A 21,961-nucleotide genomic window follows, 5' to 3' on the forward strand; every position below is an offset into this window, starting at 1 on the left:
AGGCGGCCTGCGGGCCGCCTCTTCATTACAGTTTGTCACTCCACAAATGCAATCTTGGGATCACCAGATGCAGCGGCTGCGCCAGCGGCTTATAGCGGTGCGCCACGTTATCGGCATCGTAATCCAGCAATTCCCCTAAAATCGGCACTTGAGTTTTATCGCGGCACAATACCAGCAGCGGAGAAGGGCAGGCGAGTTGCACTTGCTTCTTATCACTGGCCCGCCAGACGCGGGCAATCGGTTGAACTTTCACCGGACGTTTGATTTTCAATTTGGCATCGGCGGGCAACGACAGAATCATTTCCAGCTCCTGCTGCACTTTCTCTGACCACTGCTCGCGCGTCCATGGCGCTTGCGCACGGTTTGCCTTCAGGCTGCGCTCCAGTTGTTCAACGACCGCTTCTCGCGTGAGGTTCTTGATGATGTTCTTGTTGGCCCAGCCAAAACGCAGACTGTCCGGTGCGTGCAGCAGGGTCACGCTGCGGTAGGCATTGAGCGTAATTAAACCGCGCAGATGTTGGTGAACAAATTCAAAGCGCGCCTCACTCGGCAACCCCGATTCCACGGTGATCAGGTGTTCAAGCCGCAGCTTGAGCGCATTAATATCGGCAACCTGTTGGCTGATTTGTTCGCTGATGGCGTCATCCGCTTCAATGCAGATCGCTCCGGGCAATCGCACTGCCGCTTTGGTGCTGAGTTTTTCTGACTGGTGCTGCATAAACAGACGGCAGTAGTGAGCCAGCGCCATATCACGTGCTTTCTGGCCGAGATGTTGAGTGACGGCGATGCGCTCAATCTCATCATTCTCGTGGCCTTTTTCAATCTCGGGCAAACTGAATGCGCGCGCAATCAGCAACGGCTGCTGTTCCACCTGCTGGCGTAAGGTGCTAAGACCCAACTCCAGCGCATTGACGCACGCGTGCAAATCGGCAACCAAATCATAGCGAGACATGTTACGCTCCATAGTTACAACATACCCTCCAACTTAACTGATAGGGTGCCAATCTGCCAGCCTGGAAACATCATTTCGCGAAGCAGGGCACACAAGCATTTTTTGCAATAGGATGAACGTGTTATAACAACACTTTGCCTGCTAACGGAATAATTGTCGTGGAGCATCACCCTAAACCTGCTGTTTCTGCCATCGTCACCCTGGGATTGGTGCAAATCCTGTCGTGGGGCGGTTCATTTTATCTGATGGCAGTGATGGCCAACCCGATTGTGGCGGAAACCGGCTGGTCGCAGCAATGGGTATACGGTGCGCTCTCGCTGGGCATATTGATTTCAGGCTTACTGGCACCGCTGAGTGGCCGATTGATTGCAGGATCCTACGGCCGGTTTTTACTGGCTTCGAGCGGCGTCGTGATGGCCGTGGGACTGGTGATCATGGGACTTAGCCATCATCTGCTGCTGTTTCTGTTTGCCTGGTTGATCATCGGTATCGGGATGGCGATGGGCTTATATGATTCACTGTTTGCCACGCTGGGCACGCTTTACGGTGGTCAGGCGCGCGGCGCGATTACCGGCATCACCCTGATTTCCGGCTTCTGCACCTCACTGGTGTGGCCGGGTACGGCACTGCTCATCCATTGGCTCGATTGGCGCGGGGCGTGTTTTGCTATTGCCGGTTTGCTGTGTATGGCCGTTTTGCCCGCCTATGGCTACGCGCTGCCCGCGCCGGTTAAATCCAGCATAAAAAAGGCTACAAAAAAACATCACGGGCATGATGATTTAGCACCGGGGCTGTTCTGGTTGCTGTGTGCTATTTTCACCCTCGCATCGGTGATCATGACGGCGATTTCAGTGCAACTGATTAGCTTGTTGCAGGCAAGCGGTCATTCACTCACGGCGGCCCTGGCCATCAGCGCCATTTTGGGACCCTGTCAGGTCGGTTCACGGATTGTGGATATTGCGTTCAAACGCGGACATCCGATCTGGACGACGTTTTTCTCCGTGGGATTGGTGGCGATCGGCTTGCTGCTGCTGACCCTGTATCCGCAGTTTGCGCTAGTGAGTATGGTGCTGTACGGCGCCGGAAATGGTCTGCGTGCGATAGTGCGGGGAACTTTACCGCTGGTGATGGTCAAACCAGAGTCTTACGCCATTGTTGTCGGTCGCATGGCGCGTCCTGCACTGATTGGCCAGGCGTTGACGCCGCTGGTAGGGGGATATGTTTTTCAGCAGTTCGGGGCGAATGCCACTTTATGGCTGCTGTGCCTGTTGGCGTTAATTAACGTGTTGTTGGTGGGGGTGCTGAAGCAAAAATTGCCAGCGCTGCAGCCACAAGCGTAAAGGAGAGTGGTAAACTAAGCAGCCTGTGCGCTTCTGCCTGATCAAATGATGAATACGTGCCTTGATCACAGTCGCTGGCTTCTAAAAAGCAACAGTGTTTGTTATATTTATTGCTCATTGATTACTCACTGCCGCGGCATAAAAACAAGAAGATAAACCGCAACTCAGGATACAGAAATGCTTGATTACCGCTTCCCGACAGCTTTGCAGATGGTTTTGAGCGTAGCGATGGCGGAGCAACTGGGCAAACGCTCGACCAGTGCTATTTTGGCGTATGGTCTTGAAGCGAACCCCAGTTTCATTCGGAAACTTATGGTTCCGTTAACACGCGATGGCATCATTGTCTCTACGCTTGGCCGTACCGGTTCGATTCATCTCGGTCGGCCAGCCGCAGACATCACGCTGCGCGATATTTATACTTCTGTGATCGAAGACAAAAGCTCTGGGCCTCACGTCCGGATGTGGCACCGCGCTGCCTGGTCAGTGCCAACCTGTGCTGGTACTTCAAATCGATTGCTGAAGAGGCAGAAGAAGCCTCATTGAAGGTGCTGGAGACGCGCACCGTGGCCGATGCACTGGCAGAGCTGAAGAAACACAACACCAGCAGCTGCGGTGAACTGCCCGATCTCGAAATCGAAGACCTCTGCAAAAAATCCCGCTGAAATCAGTAAAACGGTTACCGGACATCAGCCCGGTAACCGACACTGTTACTTAGACATCCCATCTTTTGCCATATCGTCTTTCGCCATGCCATCTTTCTTCATGCTGTCATGTTTTTTGATCGGTTTTTTCATGTGGTCTTTCTTCATGCCGTCATGGGACATAGCGCTGTCGTTCTGCATGGCATCTTTCGCCATGGTGTCAGCCGCATAAGCACCAGAGAAAGCCATCAACATCGCGCCTGCCAATACGGTGACAATAATATTTTTCATCTTCATTTCCTTTCAGGTTGAGGGTATTAACTGCCGCCAAACCAGTTGTAGCCCTGATCTTCCCAGTAGCCACCGGTAAAGCGGTTGGTGATTTCAATTGAAATAATGTGCTTGGGGTTTTTATAACCCAGCTTGGTCGGAATGCGTAATTTCATGGGGTAACCGTATTCCGGCGGTAATAGGCGTCCATCCCAACTCAGTGCTAATAAGGTTTGCGGATGCAATGCGGTAGCCATATCAATACTGGTGTAGTAATCATCGGCACAGCGGAAGCTGACATATTTCGCTTTGGTATCCGCCCCAATAAGTTGCAAGAAGTCACTAAAACGTACACCGCCCCAGCGGCCAATCGCGCTCCATCCTTCGACGCAAATATGGCGGGTGATCTGTTCATGCTGTGAAAGTTTATATAACTCAGGCAGTCGCCAGCTGCGTTTATCACGTATTAAACCGGTAAGTTGCAACTGGTAATCATCACCGTTGACCTGCGGAATATCTTCTTCACCGTAAAAGGCATTAAACGGAAACGGACGCGTGATATCTTTTAAGGTATATTCTGGCGCCATTTGGTAACCACTGAATAACCACCCCTGAATACGGTCATTAAAGCGTGACATGCGGCTTAATACGTTTTCGATGTCGGGATTATTGTCGAGGTCACATCCGGTTAGCAACGCCACGCCGCCCGCAGTTAGACCCATGCGCAAAAAATGACGACGTGAATGGCCCGACAGTTGTTTCGCCAGAATCAATGTGGCGTCCTTTAATAGAGCATCAGTTTCACTGCTGGGACGTTCAATCTTTTTAGGGTTCATTTTTTAGCGTCCGCGTGTCATCAGTAATAATGTTTTAGGCACCAGCGCTACCATGATCAGATGAATAACAACAAAGGCGCATAAAAAGCTCATGGCAAAGAAGTGGAGGTAGCGTGCGGCATCATAGCCGCCCAATAATTCTCGCAGGAATGCGAATTGCACCGACTTCCATAACACCAATCCTGAAATAGCTAATAACATGCCATCAGCGACAACCAGCATATAAGCGAATTTCTGCACCATATTATATTGGCGAAGATCGTGATGGCTAAGATGTCCTTTTAATGCAGATAAGCCATCTTTCCCTAATTGAGCCATGCTGAGTGGCAGAAAACGTTGGTGAAAACGGCCGCTCAGGAGGTTCAGCGTGAGATATAACACGCCATTACCGGCAAAGAGCCACATTGCCGCAAAATGCCATTGCAGTGCGCCACCCAGCCAACCTCCCAGGGTATATCCGTTTGGAAAGGAAAACGGAAATAAAGGAGACGCGTTATAAATTCTCCAGCCACTAAGAATCATCAATATCATAGCAACGGCATTGATCCAGTGAGTTATTCGCAACCACAGCGGATGAATAATTTGACCAGGAGCACGTTTCATTCTGCACCTCTGCATATTGCTATGCCGTTTGGAATGAAGAGACTTTGCGCCGTTATTGATCACAGAGTCCTCACGTAGAGTTAAACAAAATGTGATAACTCCGGGGGACAATTCTGTATAAGATTTAAAGGATGTTCATTGAGGCGTTCAATATGATGGCGAAGAAGATCTTAATCGTTGAAGACGATAGCAATATTGCCGAGCTGTTACACATTCATCTGCGTGACGAAGGCTTTGATATTACGCATGCGGCGGATGGCGACAGGGGCAGTCAGCTGTTGGAAAGCCAACGCTGGGATGCGCTGATCTTCGACATTATGCTGCCCGGCGTCGATGGACTGGAGCTATGTCGCCGCGCGCGCAATATGCAGCACTACACGCCGATAGTGATGATCAGCGCCCGTGCCAGTGAAGTGCATCGCGTGCTGGGGCTGGAGCTGGGCGCAGATGACTATTTGACTAAGCCCTTCTCGATGCTGGAACTGGTGGCGCGCGTTAAAGCACTTTTCCGCCGCCAGGAAGCGATGAGCCAGAACCTGCGTCAGGATGCGGGAAATCTCCGCCTCGGTAGCCTGAGCATTGATCCGGTAGCCCGTGAGGTTCGACTGGCGCAGACGCTGATTGAACTGACGCCACGCGAATTCGAGCTGCTCTATCATTTTGCCCGCCATCCAGGAAAGGTCTTTTCGCGTCTTAGCCTGCTAAATCTGGTGTGGGGTTACCAGCATGAAGGCTACGAGCACACGGTCAATACCCACATCAATCGACTCCGCCTCAAAATTGAAGCGACGCCAGCAGAGCCGCGTTGGATTCTGACGGTGTGGGGGCAGGGCTACAAATTCGTGGTGCCCGGAGAGGGGGAGCAGGCTTCATGAAGCGCCTGTCACTGACGCAGCGTTTGACGCTGGTGTTTGCCCTGATGTTATTGATCAGCAGTGCGCTGATCCTGTTGGTTCAAGACAACAATCGCCAGCAGTACAGCGATGCCATGATTCAAAACTTATCGCGGGATTTGGCCGCTTCCATCGCCAAGAGTAGCGCCTTGATGAATGCCGGAAATACCGATGGTCCGGCGCTAAAACAGCTTTTTGGCCAGATGATGTCATTCAACCCGAGCGTGGAGGTTTATCTGCTGGATGCGCAGGGCCGCATTCTGGCCAATGATGCGCCAGCCGGGCATGTGCACCGGGATCGCATTGACGTCCGGCCGCTGCAAAAGTGGCTGAACGGTGCGCCACTGCCGGTATATGGTGACGATCCTCGCTCTTCTTCTGCGCTAAAAGTGTTCAGCGTGGCACCGATTGTTAATGGCAGCAGCACCGTGGGTTATCTCTACGTGATTCTGCAGGGGGAGAATTATCAACAGCTGCAGCAGGGGGTAAAAATGTCCGTGCTGCGCAGCGCCATGCTTTGGTCGGTGGTGGTGATTGTGCTGCTTGGGTTGATGGCCGGTGCGGCCGCCTATTATTGGGTCACGAGACCGGTGCGACAGCTGACACAAAAGGTGACAGCGGGTGAGGATGCATTGCAACGCTTTGCCGCCTTACCCCAATCAACGCAGCAGGATGAAGTGGCGCAGCTGCAAAACGCCTTTATCGAGATGGCGAAGCGTATTGACGCTCAGGTACAGACGCTGGAGCTGAAAGACCAGCAGCGTCGTGAGTTTGTCGCCAACATTTCGCATGACTTGCGCACACCGCTGATGTCGATTCAGGGTTATCTGGAGACGCTGGCGGTGAAAGCCGGCAGCTTGACCGAAGCGGAGCGCAGCCGATATTTGCAAATTGCTCTGACGCAAAGTGAAAAGGTCGGCATGCTCGCGCAGCAACTGTTTGAGTTAGCGCGGCTGGAACATGGCGTCGTCACGCCACAGTACGAACGCTTTTCGCTGCCGGATTTGGTTCAGGACGTCATCCAGAAATTTGAACTGGCGTTGGAAAAATCCAGCTGCATTTGTCTGTTGATATCGCGTCGGGATTACCGATGATCGACGCGGATATGTCGATGATTGAGCGTGTTTTGACCAACCTGGTCGATAACGCTATCCGTCATACGCCGTCGGGTGGAAACATTACCCTGCGTCTGTGGCTGGAAGGGGAAAAGTGATGATGGAGCTGGAAGACAACGGTCCGGGTATCTCACCCGAAGTGAGTCAGACACTGTTTGAACGTCCCTCCATCATCGATCCGGATCGTCGCGATAATGGTGGCTTGGGGCTGGTCATCGTTCGTCGCATGTTGCAGTTGCATCGCGGCGACATTGCATTGAAACCCGCGCCGGGTGCCTGCTTCCAACTTTTCGTTCCCCTATAAAAAAGGCGGCCATCCTCGGCCGCCTCACTTTATCGCAAAACAGAGTTACACCGTCTGCACTTCCGCATCCGGCTGCTTACGCGTCACCAGTTACGCAAGGTCACGTAAAATACCGGCGTCAGGAACAGACCAAACAGCGTCACGCCCAACATGCCCGAGAACACCGTAATACCGGTGACACCGCGCACTTCCGCACCGGCACCTTCACCCAGAATCAGTGGAACGGTCCCGGCAATAAAGGCGATGGAGGTCATCACAATTGGGCGCAAACGCAGGCGACAGGCTTCCAGCGCTGACTCGACAATCCCTTTACCCTGCATCTCCAGCTCGCGGGCGAACTCGACGATAAGAATCGCGTTCTTACACGCCAGCCCCATCAGCACCACCAAACCAACCTGCACAAACACGTTGTTATCGCCGCCGGTGAGCCACACGCCGACCAACGCCGACAGCATGGTGATCGGCACAATCAGGATCACCGCCAGCGGCAGCGTCCAGCTCTCATACAGCGCCGCCAGCACCAGGAACGCCAACAGCACGGCGACCGGGAAGACGATAAACGCAGTGTTGCCTTGCGTGGCCTGTTGATAGCTCAGGTCGGTCCATTCGATGTTCATGCCATTCGGCAATACCTGGCCCGACATCGCTTCCAACTTCTCCATTGCCTGCGCAGAAGAGAGCACGCGTGGATCGGCATCACCAATCAGATCCGCCGCCGGATAGCCGTTATAGCGAATCACCGGATCGGGACCGTAGGTGGTGGTGATATTGACCATACTGCCAATCGGCACCATCTCGCCCTGATTGTTGCGGGTACGCAGATTAGCAATATCCTGCACGCTGTTACGGAAATCACCGTCCGCCTGCGCCATCACACGCCAGGTACGACCAAACTTGTTGAAGTCGTTGACGTAAGAGGAGCCCAGATATACCTGCAGGGTACTGAACAGGTCGGTTAGCGATACGCCCTGTGCCTTAGCTTTATCACGATCGACCTGCACATCCAGCTGCGGCACGTTGGCCTGATACGAGGAGATCGGGAACATCATGCCCGGCGTCTGCATTACCGCTCCGGAAAGGGTATTGATGGCGGTTTGCAGTGCACCGTACCCTAAGCCCGCACGATCCTGCACATACAGCGAGTAACCCGAACCCTGGCCCAGACCCAGAATCGGCGGTGGCATAATCGAGAAGCCAAAGCCTTGCTGGATTTTGGAAATTTTCGCGTTGATCTCGGCGTTAATTTCCGCCGCGCTGCGGGTACGCTCGTTAAACGGCTTCAGGCCAAAGAACACGGTTCCGGTATTCGGCGTATTGGTAAACTGCAACGCGTTCAGACCAGGGAAGGCGACGGAATACGCCACGCCTTCGGTGTTCATGCCGATCTCGCTCATCTTACGAATCACTTCATCGGTGCGCGCCAGTGATGAGCCTTCCGGCATTTTCACGCCACCAATCAGGTACAGCTTATCTTGCGTGGGGATAAAGCCGCCCGGTACGGTGTGGAACATAAAGCCCGCGCCCGCCAGTAACAGCACATACACGCCAAACACCGCGCCACGACGACGCAGGGTTTTGCCCACCATCGACTCGTAGCCGTCCGAACTGCGCTGGAAGAAGCGGTTGAACGGACGGAACAGCCAGCCGAGCAAGCGATCAATTACTCGCGTCGGCATATCTTTCGGCGCGTCGTGCGCTTTCAGCAGCTTGGCGGCCAGCGCCGGAGAGAGCGTCAGTGAGTTGATGGCGGAGATCACCGTGGAAATGGCGATCGTCACCGCAAACTGCTTGTAGAACTGCCCGGTCACGCCCGACAGGAACGCCATCGGCACGAACACCGCACACAGCACCAGCGCGATAGCGATAATCGGCCCCGAAACCTCACGCATCGCCTGATGCGCTGCCGCCGTCGGCGACAGGCCCATCGCGATATTACGTTCGACGTTCTCGACCACCACGATGGCGTCATCCACCACGATGCCGATGGCCAACACCAGCCCGAATAGACTCAGGGTGTTGAGTGAGAAGCCGAGCAGATACAGCACGCTGAACGTACCCACCACCGAAACCGGCACGGCCAGCAACGGGATGATGGAGGCGCGCCAGGTTTGCAGGAACAGGATCACCACCAGCACCACCAGCACAATCGCTTCAAACAGCGTTTGCACTACGGCGCGGATCGAGTCTCGCACGAACACCGTTGGGTCGTACGGCGCGGCCCACTGCACATCGTCCGGGAAACGAGTCGCCAGTTCAGCCATCTTGTCGCGCACGGCGTTAGACAGATCGATGGCGTTAGCGCCCGGTGCCTGGAAGATACCGATACCCACCGCGTCTTTGTTGTTCAACTGCGAACGCAGGGCGTAGCTGCCGGAACCCATCTCAATACGTGCCACGTCACGCAGGCGCACCAGCGAGCCGTCATCGGCGGTTTTCAGGATGATATTGCCGAACTGCTCTTCACTCTCCAGACGGCCCTGCGTGTTAATCGACAGCAGAAAGTCGCTGGCCTTTTTGGTCGGCTCTGCGCCTAACTGGCCGGCAGACACCTGCACGTTCTGCTCCTGCATGGCACTGACCACATCCGAGGCCGTCATACCGCGAGACGCCACCTTGTTGGGATCGAGCCATACGCGCATGGCGTACTCACCGGCACCGAAGATCTGAATCTGACCGACGCCCGGCAGGCGAGCCAGCTCATCTTTCACCTTCAGCGTGGCGTAGTTGCGCAGATACAGTGAGTCATACTTGCCCTTCGGCGAGAACATGTGCACCACCAGCGTCAGCGTCGGTGACATCTTCTGCGTGGTCAGACCGAGTTGACGCACCTCTTCCGGCAAGCGGGCTTCCGCCTGTGCCACACGGTTCTGCACCTGAACCTGCGCCTGATCGGGATCGGTACCTGGACGGAAGGTCACGGTGGTGACCAGCACGCCATCAGAACCGGCCACCGACTTCATGTACATCATGTTTTCGACCCCGTTGATCGCCTCTTCCAGCGGCGTTGCCACTGAATCTGCAATCACTTTGGGGTTGGCACCAGGATACTCTGCGCGCACCTGCACGCTGGGTGGCACCACATTGGGATATTCACTGATCGGCAGCAGCGGTATGGCGATCAGTCCGGTAGTAAATATCAAAATCGACAGCACCGCCGCGAAGATCGGTCGGTCGATAAAAAAGCGGGAGAAATCCATAACAGGCAGTCTCGATTATTATTGAGCGGAGCGCATTGCCACCGGCTGAGCTTTCACCGGCATGCCAGGCATGAAGACTTTCTGCAGGCCATTGACGATCACTTTGTCACCCGGCTTCAAACCGGATTGCACAATGCGCAGGCCATCAGCCAACTCGCCAGCCTGAATATCACGACGCTCGGCTTTACCCTGCGCATCGACCACATAGACGTATTTACGATCCTGATCGGTCAGCACTGCTTTATCGTCCACTAACAGCGCGTTAAACGCGGCACTGCCCGGCAGACGCACGCGAGCAAACAGACCGGGTGTAAATTGACGTTCATGATTCTCCAGCGAGGCGCGCATGCGAATGGTGCCGGTGCTGGCGGTGAGTTGGTTATCGAGGAAATCGACGGTGCCGTGATGCGGATAACCTTGTTCACCGGTTAGTGCGATTTCCACCGGCAGCGAACCCCGATTTTGGCCCTGACGCGCCATCCCCTGATACTGCAGATAGGTGGCTTCATCGACATCGAAATAGACATACATACGATCCTGCGACACCAGCGTGGTGAGCACGCTGGCACTGTCGCCGGCGGTCACCAGGTTACCGGTGGTGATCATCGCGCGGCTGGCGCGTCCATCAATCGGTGCGGTGACGCGGGTAAAGTCGAGGTTCAACTGCGCCATATCCACAGCGGCCTGCGCGGAGAGCACGTTGGCCTGCGCCTGGCTGGCGGCAGAACGACGCTGTTCCCACTCTTCACGTGACACCACATTAGTGCCAATCAGTTTATCGGTACGCGCCGATTCACTGCGTGCCAGCGAAGCCTGACTGCGCGCCGTGGCGAGTTCGGCTTGTGCCTGCTCTAAGGTGGCGCGATAGGTGCGGTCATCAATGGTGAACAGCACCTGACCCTTTTTCACGTCATCGCCTTCACGATAGTTAACCTGATCGATGTAGCCAGAAACGCGGGGGCGCAGTTGCACACTCTGCACCGCTTCAAAGCGACCATTGAAGCTATCCCACTGGCTGACTTTTTGTTCAACCACCTGCGCGACACTCACTTCGGGTGGGGGCGGGGGAGCGTTTTGCGCCACACCTCGATCGCAACCGGCCAGCAGGCTTCCCAGCAACATCACTCCTGACAGGCTTACCGCCCGACGAACCCCATATGTTTGCAGATGCATTGTTGTTATTCCGCTTTGGTGTGAAAAAAGAAAGGACATGTACGAAAAATCTGCAACTTTTAAGATTGCATTAAAACGCGATGAGTGTAGGCTTCTGCAAACCGCATCTGCAAGAATATCTGATACACTTTATGTGCTGTTTTGATCAATTCGTTTCAGAGGGGCAAAACCCCTACGGCGAGTGCGGCATTTAATGCAATAATAAAACTTGCATTAAATGTCATAGTCAGTCACCCTTAAAGTGTAATTGCAACTGATACTGATACTGATACTGATACTGTTCGTTAAGGCGACGGGAGAGAATGGGATGATGAGCGACGCATTTATTCACGATCTGATCGACTGGATTGATAACAACATTGAAGCACGTCTGGATCTGGACACCGTAGCAGGGCGCGCCGGTTACTCGAAATGGCACCTGCAACGTATGTTCAAAGAGCACACCGGCTATCCGCTGGGTGAGTACATCCGTAATAAGAAGTTGAAAAAATCGGCGGACCGTCTGACAACCACCAACGAACCGATCCTCAATGTGGCGATCTCACTGGGATTTGATTCGCAGCAGTCGTTCAATCGCAGCTTTAAACGCCAGTTCGGTGTTGCGCCAGGTGCATGGCGTCGACATGCCGTTCCTGCCGCCAGCGCGATGCAGTAACACCTCCGCCAGGGCCAGCCATGCTGGCCCGCGTTTTTCTCCGCGATAAAACTGCTATTATCGGCGTCCTGCCTCTCAGGATGTCACTATGTCAAAGAAACTCTGGATTGGATTAATACTCGCGCTGGCTGCAACATGGGCCGGGCTGAAACCGCATTCAGGCGGTAAAACTGCTGCACATAATGACGACATTGCGCAACTCACCGAGGCCAACACCGTCGCTCGCTGGCTGCAGCAGCATCATAAACTCCCCGATTTATATCTCACCAAAGGTGAAGCGCGTCGTCAGGGCTGGAACCCGAGCAAAGGCGATTTGTGTAACGTATTGCCGGGCCGGGCGATTGGTGGCGATCGTTTTAGCAATCGTGAGCAGCGCCTGCCAATGCAACAAGGAAGGCAGTGGTATGAAGCCGATGTGAATTACGACTGCGGCCACCGCGATGCCGATCGTCTGCTTTACTCTTCTGATGGCCTGATTTTTCTCACCACCGATCACTATCGCAGCTTCAAACAGGTGAACTAACCATGTTGACGCTCTCTTTTGATTTCCAGCAGCTGGCCGATCGCCAGGCATTTTACCGTGAGTTTGTGGCGCAAAGCGGCTGTAGCGGTGAGTTTGGCTGCAATCTGGATGCGCTGTGGGACTGGCTGACCGGCGGTATGATACTGCCCGCCACGATCCATCTCAGGCATGCGGAAAGCGCCAGCGAACAGGCGGAGTTTGCGCCAGTGCTGGCGTTGTTAGAAGAAGCGGCGCAGCAGCTGCAAGGCGAGCTGCGCCTGATACGCGAATTAGGCGTGTAACGGTAACAGCAGAATGGTCAGCATCTGACGGGCGTTAGCCGGTAAATCACCCCCGCCGGTATAACCGTTGTTTTCCACGATCACCGAATTCAAGCCCACCAGCCAGTCGTAAATGTAGTAGGCGGTGTGATTGGCCGGAGCGGCGGAGAGGCGCGTCAGCCGCTGGCCTGACGAGAAGCTCACGCTCGGCGCAGGTGGACGCGCGAAGATGGTTTGTCCGCGATTAACCCGACTCTCCGGGCGCTCGCTTTCCGGGCGCTGTAAGAAACCTAGCCAGGCGACAAAATCGCCCAACACCGTCATCGCACGGGACACCTGACGATCGGTACGCGCTTCATGTGCGCTGGCTTGGGCATCCGGCTCATTAAGCGCGCTTTGCAGTTTGCTCAGCACCTTGAGGCGGAAACTGGCGGTAATCAGCTCTTCTACCAGCAACTCCATGGTGGGTTTATCGACGTTAAGCAGCACCAGCAAACTGCGGCTTTCCGGCAGCTGGCGCAGATGTTCCAGCCACAGCGCAAACACCTGCTGCGGGAACTGTTGATCGCGCTGACCACTGCTGCGCGGTTCCGCTGGCGCTACCGGCTCGTCTTTGAACAGGTCAAACTCAAAACCGATGCCGAAATAGCTTTGATCGGCAGCCGCCGTTTTGGCGCTGTGCTGGGACAGGTTAGCGCTGCTTTGGCTCAGCCACAGCTGACGCACTGCTTCACGCGAAGGCTGCAAACGCTCCAGCAATTCGCCGTGTAAGCCGGTGCGATGCTGTAAACATTTCAGCAGCGTATCGGATATGGCCTGTTTGCGCGCGGCTTGTTCTGGCGTCGCGCTCGATTCGGTCCACGGCTGCAACCGCTCCACCAGCTTCTGCTGTAAGGTGCTGAGCTGCTGAGCCAGGCGGTCACGTCGCGCCTCCGGCTGCATTTCATCCTGCAACCAGCTGCCCATACGATCCACGCCAGCGCGATCCAATGCCAGCATCGATCCCCAGCTCTGCCCCGGCTGACCAATCTGGCGCTGTACCGCTTCATCAACATTGATCTGCTGTTGCTGATAGCGCGCATCGTGCGGGGTAATCGCCCAAATCAGGCGCGGTTTCTCGCCGCTGGCCGCTACGGTTTGATGGATATGCCATTCGCGCAGTGCGTTAACCGCGATGTCGGTATCCTGACGCTGGCTGGCTGCGGTACAAATCAGCATCAGATCGATGCCCTGACGCGCAGCGTATAAACCCGGCAGCAGCGCGCGTTTCTGATCCAACAGTGTGGCTCGCAGCGCATCACGCTTGCGTAGTTGTGCCAGTTCCTCTTGCTGTCCCTGATCGGACGGCTGACCCGGCGCAGGTAACTCCAGCATGTCGGCTTCATCGTACAGCGCCTGACGGGGAGTGGAACTCAGCGGGATGGTGATTTCCAGCGTCAGCAGCGCCAGTAAACCCAGCGGCACCGGCTGCGGCTTACCGACGCGATTGGCGACGATCGGGCAGACTTCAATCATCTCCTGCCAATCGGCATCGCTGCCGATCAGCTTTTCCGCCGGCAAGGAAGCATCGTCAGTGAGCAAGCTGAGCGGGGCCAGCAGGCGCGGTGCCTGACGCAGCTGGTGGCGCAGATGCAGCAGATTGCGCAGCTGTTCGTTTAGCGCGACCTGATTCGGCCACAGCAGGGCAAACAGTTGCACGCGATCATCGACGTTCAGCCATGGCGCCAGTGCGATCGCCTGCGGCCAGAAGTGGCGATCCAGCACCTCCGCGTGACGATGCTGACGGCGGCTCCAGGCCCACAAAGTGATCAGAGCATCGCTGTCGAGGCCGGGTTCCGGCTCGTCCTGGCGATGGCGCTGCAAACGCTGCAGCGCGGCATCGATCACTGCGGTATCCGGTTGCTCTTCGGTTTTCGCGCACGCCAATGCCAGCCGTACCAGCTCGACATCGCTGAGTAAGGTCATCTCCAGCGGCCAGGCACTGGATTGCGCCTCGCGCTGATGACTGAAGCGCGTGGCAATCGCGAAATCAAGATTGCCAGGGTTAATGTTCTGGAAGTAGTTAACCACTTTATCGCCAAGGCGGGCGATCAGCTGACCTTGCGCATCCCCGACCATTTCGCTCAGCAGCCAGGCTTTGCCCGCCTGCGATTGACCAAATAGTGCCAGGGTCACGGGGCGCGCTAACTGGCGCGCCAGCGCATGGCTTTCCACGCGGGCGCGACGCAGTTGCAGCTGCAGCGTATCGGCTTCCATCGCCAGACGCGGAGCATGGGCTTGATGGGTATCGATCCAGTTCAGTGCCCCGTCCAGCGTCTCCTGCATCAGGCTCAGACGTTTGGCGGGCGTAACAGAGGTGGCTCTCTTGGCAGTTCTCATCGTTTGCAGACGCTCCCGCTGTCAATCCAATACTGCGCGTTGGCATTGCCCGTCGCAGACAGCGTATTCAGTTTCAGACTCAGTTGATCCAGCGGCACACGCGTGCCGTCATCCATGCGCGCATCGCTCAGCACCAAACGCTCGGGACCGAAGTTATCCGGGCCCGGCTGAACCGCCAGCTTAATGCGCAATACGCTCTCGCCAGCGACTTTTCGCGCCAGCTGTGGGTCGGTAATGCTCAGGCTATACAGCGGCGAGGCAGGCCAGCGGTCGTTGTCCAACTGACGGAAGCCGAGACAGACGTTACCGCGAATACGGAAGCTACTTTTGCGATCCAGCGCGAAATCACCGCTGTCGAGATCGATCTCGCTGTAACACAGATTCTCATCACTCAGCGTGGCGTTCTCATCCAGCACACCCAGATAGCGAATGGTGGAGTAAGGCTCGAAATCACCGGCGCGGAACCAGAAGCTGCTGAGACGCAGATCCAGCGCCAGCAGACACAGCATCGCGCCCACGGCGGCGGTGGATTTCGGGTTATCAATGCGGCCCTGTTTGTTAAACGGATACCAGTCGCTGGTGTGATAGCCTTCCAGCGACAAAATACGGCTGCCTGGCAAAGGTTGCAGATGACGCACCAGCGCCTGAATGCCAGGGAAGCGTGAAGGGCGGCCCGTCAACAGCAGCACGTCGCACTGATACAGCGACACCACTTCACACATGGCGCGCAAGGCCGGGATGATCGCCATGCGATGCTGCAGGAATTCACCGTGCAACTGCGCCATGCTCACCACCAACGGGACATCCAGTAGATCGAAGCGGCTGTCACTGCCTAACGTGCGCTGAATCTCACCGTTCACAAATGCCAGCACGCTGCTGGCGGGTTTTTGCGGCACCAGCTCGCCGAACAGCGCATTGATTTCACTGTGGCTGTCGAGCGGATCCCAGTTTTCGTAACGCTCCAGCACCGCCTGCGCCAGCGGAATAAACAGCTGTAAGGTGACTTGCTGGCGCAGCGTGGCCTGTCCGTCCATGCGGCTGTCGTGACCAAACAACTTGTTCATCAGCGGTTCGGCCAGCGTCAGGCCGGCTTTTTGCAGACTCTGCTGCAGCGCAGGCAGGATCCACAACTGGATCACATCCAGCAGAATATCGTCGCCCGCCACTTTAAAGCCTTCACGGAACAACAGGCGTGGGGTGATCTTGACGTTGTTGCCCTGGCCGTCATCAAGGCGATATTGGGTGATGGCCAGATCGGTGGTGCCGCCGCCAATATCAATCGAGGCGATACGCAGGCTTTTGCCCGGCACTTCGTCGGCTTCACGCGGACGATCGGGACGCGCCATGCTGCTAAAGAAGTCTTCCGCACGCCCGGCAAAGTTCACCTGGGTTTCGTTGAACAGCCACACCATTTGGCCGCAGGTGGCTTCGTCCCACTCCATCTGCACATCCGGCACCGGACGCAGGCTTTTTGACTGGCTCTGCAAGCTGAAATCGTCTTCCGCCGGATGCCAGCCTTCGGCTTTCCACACCAACGCGATGGCTTCTTGCATGCGACGACGGAAAATCTCGCGCTCCGGTTTTGGCATCGCGGAGGGCAGCGTGAGGATCACATGACGCAGCTGGCGCGGTGCCTGGCTCTGCGGCATGCGCTGACGCTGGGCCACGCTGTTCATCTGCATCATCGCCTGCGCCAGCAGCTCGCACAGCATGAAGGTCATCAGCGAACTGCGGCTGTAGCTGGCGGAAAACACCGGCAAGCGATCGTCTTCTGCCAGCGCGTGCAACGGTTGGCCTTCATCATTCAGCAGTAACGTGAATGGCAGTGCCGTCGCCTGTGGTTCGTCACTGCTGCCATGGGCGTTGAAGCGCCAGCCTGGCTGATAGCGTGCTTCATCCCACAGATAACGACGTGGGCTGGAGAGGCCGGTGCTGCCTTCGGTCCCGGCACGTTGCAGTGCGAGGCGGCTGGCTTCACGACCGACGCGTGTTAAGGATGGCCACATAAAGGCGTTTTCGCGGCCGCTCTCCAGCGAGAAGTTGGCCTTACCAAAACGGGTCTCAGCGAATTCGAGACGGCTATCAAACAGCTCGTTGTAAACCTGATGAGGCTGGGAGAGATCGCGCAGTTGCAATTCATAGGTCTGACGCAGGCCGCTGCTCTCTTCGGCATGGTCTTCCACCAAAATGCCGCAGGTGTGCGAGTTGCCAACGTCGAGAATAATATCGACATTCACCGCCGGGGTTTGCAGCGACGTGGCCTGAATATAGATTTCCGCCAGATCCAGCTGTTCGCCCAGCAGCTCCAGCAGATTGAGATAGTGCGCCTGGTATTCAAATTCCCGCAGCGCCTGATTCAGCTCTTGCTCGCGACGTGACTCCAGCGCATTGACCTGCTGGCTAAAGGTTTCGCGCAGCCAGCCATCCACCCAGGTGTGATCCAGGAACTCGCCCAGCTCATAGTTGTGCCAGGCAAGGGCAAAACTCACGCCATTCTGCGCATCGGCTTTGCTCAGACCGTGCTGCTCGCCGCCGTCCTGTTCTGGCACGAGGCGGGTATCAAATGCCAGCGTGATGCGATGGGTATTACCCGTGGCATCCGGCTGGTCGAGCGCCGCTAAGTGCAGACGTGCCCAGTTATCTGGGCCGCCAATAAACGTCGGCCGCTGGTGCAACGCAGCACCGGCAGCGGCAGCCACTGTTGTTCCAGCAGCATTAAGGAATCGGCCAGCGCGATATCCGACTCAGGACGCACCACTTCCGCCGCGCCACCATCCTCGGGATAAAGCAGGAACTTGCCACTGTTGCCGTCAACGTTGAGCCGCAGCAGCGGGCCGTTGGCGGTTTGTCTGACGAACTGACGGCGTGCCTGCAAGGCAGGCAAACGCAAGCCAAAATCAAGAAACTGCACACCGCTATCTTCAATCAGCGTGATTTTTTGTTTGTCATCGATGAGGGGAGCCAACATGTTTACTTACTCTCACGCTTAATCGTCAACGGGAAGACCTGATCTGCGCCGTACTGCGCAGTGCAACTGGCGATACCATCACCGGCTTTACACACTAATTCCGGCATGCGGTAGCGCGATTTGTCGCTGCAGGTCGCAGTATAGCGGCTGCGTACCACCATGGTTCCTTCGACCGTCATGGCGGCGGTGACATCGGCTTTACAGCGAATGTTATCGCCCTGGGTAATGGTGGCGATGCCTTTGCCGTTACGCAGCTGATAACGCAGGCTCGGCGGCTTACCGGTTGGCAGGTTAGTCTGACGCAGTACCACGCGCCAGGTGCCGTTAATAAATTTCACCGATCCGACGCGGGCATCTTCGGTGGTCATCACCAGATCGTCGGCTTTAGCCGGTTCGGTGTGTTCAGCAATCACCTCAGGCGGCGCAGGTGGCGCGGCAGGCTCAGGAGATGCGGTGACCGTGGCGGTTTTCTGTGGCAGCGTAGCCGCCAGTTTTTGTGCTTTTGCCACTACCGCGGGCGGGGTAAACACCGGGGCGGGAATTTCAGCAACCTGGGCTGGCGCCGCCGCTTCAGGCGATGCGCTGTGTAGCCAGAACGCCACGCCAGCCGCAGCCACGGCAGCAACCGGTAGCAACAAGACCAGCGGACGCAGTGCGGAAGGGCGTTTGACCGGTGCTGTCACCGGCAGGGGTTCAGGTTCGGGCGCTGGCGGTGGTATTTCTGGCTCAGGGGGAACGATGTCAACCGTCTCTTCCTGTACCGGTGTGGCGGCAGCGGCTGGGATTTCAATCAACGGTGCGATCACCGGTGCCACCACAACTGCGGTAACGGGCTCAGGCAGCAACGGCGGTAAATCCTCTTCCAGGCTGTCGCGCAGGCAGGCCAGCGCGTCATCACGCGAGCGCGCTTGTGGATCAACAAACCCCCAGAAAGTGATCACCGGTTTACCATCGACCAGGTAAACATATTGCTGATCCGGGAACTGCAGCGTTTTGCTCAGTAAGGCACCGAATAGGCGCATTGCCGGATTCTCCGCGTCGCGCGCACGCAGGCTGGCGGCCTGAAGATCCTGCTGATTCAGCGTCAGTAATTCCAGCGCTTTTTCTCGCTCGTGATCGCTGGCGCCGCGCCAGGATTTCACTTTGCCGTTGAAGGGCGCGTACCAGTCGAGGCGGTCACCGCGCTCGTTGGTTTGTGGAATGGCGAGACAGTTGGCCAGGGTGGTTTGGCGGCGCAGGCGCAGTGTTTCACGGATTTGCAGGGCAGAAGCCCAGACCGGCTGGCCGTTTTCACCCAATGCCAGAACCGTATCCAGATTGCCGCTGCGCAGAAAAGTTTTTGCCACTCGTAGGGCCCTTATCGGTGGTTGCCTGAAGCAGAACAGTGTGTGTTGATGGCGATGGTAGTGATCTTAAGCCAAATGTCGGGCAATCAAACGGCGGATAAAGGGGGAAAAACAGGGCGTTTTTCCCGCGTGCGAGGGAGAGTTGCTGAAATTTTAAGCGCGAGGGCGTTGGCTGAGCACCAGATGGGTGATCATGCCGCCGATTAATCCCCAAAAAGCAGAACCAATTCCCAGCAGTGAAACCCCGCTGGCGGTGATCAGGAACGCGATAATGGCGCTGTCACGATGCTCGGGTTCAACCAGCGCGCGTTGCAGACTGCCAGAAAGGGTTGCCAGCAAAGCCAAACCCGCCAGGGTGGCGATCAGTACCGGCGGCAGGGCACTGAGCAGGATAGCAATCAGCGCACCGGTAAATCCGGTGAGTAAATAGAAGATGCCGGCTATCGCCGAGGCCATCCAGCGACGTTTAGGATCGGCATCGACATCATCACCCATGCAAATGGCGGCGGTAATGGCGGCGATACACACGGAGAACCCCCCAAAGGGTGATAGCACCAGGGCGATAAAGCCGGTCCAGCCGGTAAGGGCTGAAACGGGCGGCTGATAGCCGTGCGCCTGCAGTGTGGCGATCCCCGGTGCATTTTGCGATGCCATGGTGACAAGGAAGTAGGGTAAGCCCACGCCAATCAACGCCGCCAGATTGAACTGCGGCATGATGAACTCAGGCAAACTTAGCGTCAAAGCGTGTGGCGGGAAGTGAATCGCCTGCTGGCCGACGGCGACCAATACGCCCGCGATCAGCGCAAGGATAATGGCATAGCGTGGCAACCAGCGGCGGCTCAACAGCCACACCAGACACATACTGCCGCACAGGGCGAAGTTGCCCTGCAAGCCGGTAAACGTGCCAATGCCAAAACGCAGTAAAATCCCCGCCAGCATGGCCGCCGCCAGCGACTGCGGAATGTGGTTCATCAAGCGGGCAAACAGTCCGGTCACGCCACTCAACACGATTAGCGCATTGGTGGCGACAAAAACGCCAACCACTTCATTTAAGGTCAAACCCTGCACGCTGGTGGCCAGCAGTGCCGCCCCCGGTGTTGACCAGGCGGCCAGAATCGGCATTCGTGTCCAGACGGAAAGACCAAAAGAGGCCAGGCCCATGCCGATCCCCAGCATCGACAGCCAGCCGCCGATCTGCTCGGGTGAGGCACCGGCAGCCTGTGCCGCCTGAAAAATTAAGGCGGCAGTGCTGCTGTAACCGACCAGCACGGCAATAAAGCCGGAAACCAGCATCGGAAAGGAGAAAGCGTTGCGTGAAGTGGCGGACATCATCGGATTACATCCTGCTGTGCGTTATAACGCACACTATTGCACGAGTGTGTTATAACGCACAAGTGCTACACTGCGCGCGAATTTGCCGGGAGATATCATGGAAAATCTGCATCAACATTTGAGTCTGGCGTTGAAACAACTGCGCCAGGCGAACGGCTGGAGCCTGACGCTGGCGGCAGATCGCACCGGTGTCAGCAAAGCCATGCTGGGTCAAATCGAGCGCGGAGAATCGAGTCCGACGGTGGCGACGCTGTGGAAAATCGCCACCGGTTTCAATGTGCCTTTCTCCTTCTTTGTGCAGGGCAGCGAACAACCGCCGGGCCTCGCTGCGACCTTCAGCCAACCCAATGCGCAAATGCAGGTGAAACCGCTGCTGCCTTATGATGCGCAACTGCGCTTTGATCTGCTCGAAGTCACCCTGGCGGGCGGTGCACAAAGTGATTCATCAGCGCATGAGAATGGCGTGATCGAGCAGGTCGTGGTACTGGAAGGCGAACTGCTGCTTTGCGTGGAAAGCACCTGGCGCCGATTACAAGCCGGCGAAGCCAGCCAGTTTGCTGCCGATACCCCGCACAGTTATCGTAATCCTCTCAGCACACCGTTGCGTTTTCACAGTTTGATTCATTACATCAAACGGCCATAAGCGCTAATTACAAATTGATACGAAGGTAAACTACACAGTTTGCCTTCGTATTTATATACTCGCGCTTCATCAGTAAGGAGAGGGTGCCATGAGCGACCTGAATAGCGCGGCGGCGACCTTGCGCAGCATCAATGGCAAACTGGCGCGTCGTCTACGTGAATCGGCTCCACCGGGCGATCTTACCTGGCCTCAGGTTTCGGTGTTGGGCTATCTGGTGCGTGACGGCGCGATGACGGTGACCGAGCTGGCGATACTGGAAGGGGTGCGCAGTCAGTCGATGGGTGCGACGGTGGCCAGTTTGCAGGATCGGGGATGGGTGCAGGGTGAAAACGATCCCCTGGATGGCCGCAAAACGCGTTATCAACCCACAGAAAGTTGCCTGAAGATGATTGCCGCGAACCGTGCGCAGCGCGATGACTGGTTGTTGAACAGTATCGCCACTACGCTCAATCCAACCGAACAGGACATCCTGCTGGCCGCTCTTCCCTTACTGCAACGTATTGCCGACCAATAATCCTGAGAGGAATCAAC

Annotated in this window: 15 protein-coding genes and 4 pseudogenes; 9 read left to right on the top strand and 10 right to left on the bottom strand. The window is 56.3% G+C overall.

Features of this window, described 5'->3' with window-relative positions:
* Positions 1-25 precede the first annotated feature (25 nt).
* Entirely contained in the window at positions 26-952 is a 927-nt protein-coding gene (tus, locus tag HA45_RS10590) for a DNA replication terminus site-binding protein (RefSeq protein WP_100700012.1), read from the bottom strand.
* 158 nt (positions 953-1,110) lie between these two features.
* Here tus and HA45_RS10595 point away from each other — a divergent pair, with 158 nt between their 5' ends.
* Positions 1,111-2,292 carry an MFS transporter gene (locus HA45_RS10595; RefSeq protein WP_100700013.1) on the top strand — a complete coding sequence of 394 codons (1,182 nt, stop codon included), beginning with the start codon at positions 1,111-1,113 and terminating at the stop codon, positions 2,290-2,292.
* A 177-nt stretch (positions 2,293-2,469) separates the two neighbouring features.
* Positions 2,470-2,954 (top strand): annotated as a pseudogene (locus tag HA45_RS10600) (RrF2 family transcriptional regulator).
* Positions 2,955-2,999: 45 nt separating this feature from the next.
* Here HA45_RS10600 and HA45_RS10605 read toward each other — a convergent pair.
* The 3 genes from HA45_RS10605 to HA45_RS10615 are packed head-to-tail and all read right to left on the bottom strand — an operon-like array spanning position 3,000 to position 4,642.
* Entirely contained in the window at positions 3,000-3,224 is a 225-nt protein-coding gene (locus HA45_RS10605; RefSeq protein ID WP_100700015.1) for a pentapeptide MXKDX repeat protein, read from the bottom strand.
* A 26-nt stretch (positions 3,225-3,250) separates the two neighbouring features.
* Positions 3,251-4,039, bottom strand: coding sequence for a molybdopterin-dependent oxidoreductase (locus HA45_RS10610; RefSeq protein ID WP_100700016.1), 789 nt, complete (start codon positions 4,037-4,039; stop codon positions 3,251-3,253).
* 3 nt (positions 4,040-4,042) lie between these two features.
* Positions 4,043-4,642, bottom strand: coding sequence for a cytochrome b/b6 domain-containing protein (locus HA45_RS10615; protein ID WP_240629166.1), 600 nt, complete (start codon positions 4,640-4,642; stop codon positions 4,043-4,045).
* 152 nt (positions 4,643-4,794) lie between these two features.
* Between HA45_RS10615 and HA45_RS10620 the strand changes: the two genes are divergently transcribed.
* Together HA45_RS10620 and HA45_RS10625 are read left to right on the top strand one after the other, a co-directional pair.
* On the top strand, positions 4,795-5,517 hold the full coding sequence (locus HA45_RS10620; protein ID WP_100700140.1) for a response regulator transcription factor: 723 nt from the start codon (positions 4,795-4,797) through the stop codon (positions 5,515-5,517).
* Positions 5,514-6,954 (top strand): annotated as a pseudogene (locus HA45_RS10625) (sensor histidine kinase). The gene HA45_RS10620 and the pseudogene HA45_RS10625 overlap by 4 nt, the downstream one beginning before the upstream one ends.
* Before the next feature lie 45 nt (positions 6,955-6,999).
* Here the strand turns inward: HA45_RS10625 and oqxB are convergent.
* Together oqxB and HA45_RS10635 are read right to left on the bottom strand one after the other, a co-directional pair.
* Positions 7,000-10,151, bottom strand: a pseudogene (oqxB, locus tag HA45_RS10630) (multidrug efflux RND transporter permease subunit OqxB).
* 18 nt (positions 10,152-10,169) lie between these two features.
* Entirely contained in the window at positions 10,170-11,324 is a 1,155-nt protein-coding gene (locus HA45_RS10635; protein WP_100700020.1) for an efflux RND transporter periplasmic adaptor subunit, read from the bottom strand.
* A 307-nt stretch (positions 11,325-11,631) separates the two neighbouring features.
* Here HA45_RS10635 and HA45_RS10640 point away from each other — a divergent pair, with 307 nt between their 5' ends.
* The 3 genes from HA45_RS10640 (at position 11,632) to HA45_RS10650 (ending at position 12,783) form a co-directional block, all read left to right on the top strand.
* The gene (locus HA45_RS10640; protein WP_100700021.1) at positions 11,632-11,979 is read left to right on the top strand and encodes a helix-turn-helix domain-containing protein; all 348 of its coding nucleotides are present in this window, start codon (positions 11,632-11,634) and stop codon (positions 11,977-11,979) included.
* An 88-nt stretch (positions 11,980-12,067) separates the two neighbouring features.
* A complete protein-coding gene (locus HA45_RS10645) occupies positions 12,068-12,502 on the top strand; it encodes a ribonuclease domain-containing protein (RefSeq protein WP_100700022.1) in 435 nt (144 codons plus the stop codon).
* Between the two features lie 2 nt (positions 12,503-12,504).
* Positions 12,505-12,783: a barstar family protein gene (locus tag HA45_RS10650; RefSeq protein WP_100700023.1), complete on the top strand. Its 279-nt coding sequence runs from the start codon at positions 12,505-12,507 to the stop codon at positions 12,781-12,783.
* Here HA45_RS10650 and HA45_RS10655 read toward each other — a convergent pair.
* From HA45_RS10655 to HA45_RS10670, 4 genes and pseudogenes are all read right to left on the bottom strand, one after another.
* Entirely contained in the window at positions 12,772-15,141 is a 2,370-nt protein-coding gene (locus HA45_RS10655) for a virulence factor SrfC family protein (RefSeq protein WP_100700024.1), read from the bottom strand. The genes HA45_RS10650 and HA45_RS10655 overlap by 12 nt on opposite strands.
* Positions 15,138-18,109 (bottom strand): annotated as a pseudogene (locus HA45_RS10660) (virulence factor SrfB). The gene HA45_RS10655 and the pseudogene HA45_RS10660 overlap by 4 nt, the downstream one beginning before the upstream one ends.
* A gap of 2 nt (positions 18,110-18,111) precedes the next feature.
* Positions 18,112-19,455: an SrfA family protein gene (locus HA45_RS10665; RefSeq protein ID WP_100700026.1), complete on the bottom strand. Its 1,344-nt coding sequence runs from the start codon at positions 19,453-19,455 to the stop codon at positions 18,112-18,114.
* A gap of 153 nt (positions 19,456-19,608) precedes the next feature.
* Positions 19,609-20,787, bottom strand: a complete 1,179-nt coding sequence (locus tag HA45_RS10670; protein ID WP_100700027.1) for a benzoate/H(+) symporter BenE family transporter — start codon at positions 20,785-20,787, stop codon at positions 19,609-19,611.
* Between the two features lie 97 nt (positions 20,788-20,884).
* On the opposite strand from HA45_RS10670, the gene HA45_RS10675 reads away from it, so the two are divergent.
* Both HA45_RS10675 and HA45_RS10680 read left to right on the top strand, forming a co-directional pair.
* Positions 20,885-21,430, top strand: a complete 546-nt coding sequence (locus HA45_RS10675; protein ID WP_100700028.1) for a helix-turn-helix domain-containing protein — start codon at positions 20,885-20,887, stop codon at positions 21,428-21,430.
* 88 nt (positions 21,431-21,518) lie between these two features.
* The gene (locus HA45_RS10680; RefSeq protein WP_100700029.1) at positions 21,519-21,944 is read left to right on the top strand and encodes a MarR family winged helix-turn-helix transcriptional regulator; all 426 of its coding nucleotides are present in this window, start codon (positions 21,519-21,521) and stop codon (positions 21,942-21,944) included.
* Positions 21,945-21,961 lie beyond the last annotated feature (17 nt).

Origin of the sequence: Pantoea rodasii, from assembly GCF_002095465.1 — a bacterium.
Taxonomy (GTDB): domain Bacteria; phylum Pseudomonadota; class Gammaproteobacteria; order Enterobacterales; family Enterobacteriaceae; genus Pantoea; species Pantoea rodasii.

What these genes read in the sequence shown, in the direction of transcription:
- HA45_RS10635 (WP_100700020.1), bottom strand. Translation starts at nt 11,324, where the DNA reads ATGCATCTGCAAACATATGGGGTTCGTCGGGCGGTAAGCCTGTCAGGA.
- HA45_RS10610 (WP_100700016.1), bottom strand. Translation starts at nt 4,039, where the DNA reads ATGAACCCTAAAAAGATTGAACGTCCCAGCAGTGAAACTGATGCTCTA.
- HA45_RS10615 (WP_240629166.1), bottom strand. Translation starts at nt 4,642, where the DNA reads ATGAAACGTGCTCCTGGTCAAATTATTCATCCGCTGTGGTTGCGAATA.
- HA45_RS10670 (WP_100700027.1), bottom strand. Translation starts at nt 20,787, where the DNA reads ATGATGTCCGCCACTTCACGCAACGCTTTCTCCTTTCCGATGCTGGTT.
- HA45_RS10640 (WP_100700021.1), top strand. Translation starts at nt 11,632, where the DNA reads ATGATGAGCGACGCATTTATTCACGATCTGATCGACTGGATTGATAAC.
- HA45_RS10645 (WP_100700022.1), top strand. Translation starts at nt 12,068, where the DNA reads ATGTCAAAGAAACTCTGGATTGGATTAATACTCGCGCTGGCTGCAACA.
- HA45_RS10650 (WP_100700023.1), top strand. Translation starts at nt 12,505, where the DNA reads ATGTTGACGCTCTCTTTTGATTTCCAGCAGCTGGCCGATCGCCAGGCA.
- HA45_RS10675 (WP_100700028.1), top strand. Translation starts at nt 20,885, where the DNA reads ATGGAAAATCTGCATCAACATTTGAGTCTGGCGTTGAAACAACTGCGC.
- HA45_RS10680 (WP_100700029.1), top strand. Translation starts at nt 21,519, where the DNA reads ATGAGCGACCTGAATAGCGCGGCGGCGACCTTGCGCAGCATCAATGGC.
- tus (WP_100700012.1), bottom strand. Translation starts at nt 952, where the DNA reads ATGTCTCGCTATGATTTGGTTGCCGATTTGCACGCGTGCGTCAATGCG.
- HA45_RS10605 (WP_100700015.1), bottom strand. Translation starts at nt 3,224, where the DNA reads ATGAAAAATATTATTGTCACCGTATTGGCAGGCGCGATGTTGATGGCT.
- HA45_RS10620 (WP_100700140.1), top strand. Translation starts at nt 4,795, where the DNA reads ATGATGGCGAAGAAGATCTTAATCGTTGAAGACGATAGCAATATTGCC.
- HA45_RS10655 (WP_100700024.1), bottom strand. Translation starts at nt 15,141, where the DNA reads ATGAGAACTGCCAAGAGAGCCACCTCTGTTACGCCCGCCAAACGTCTG.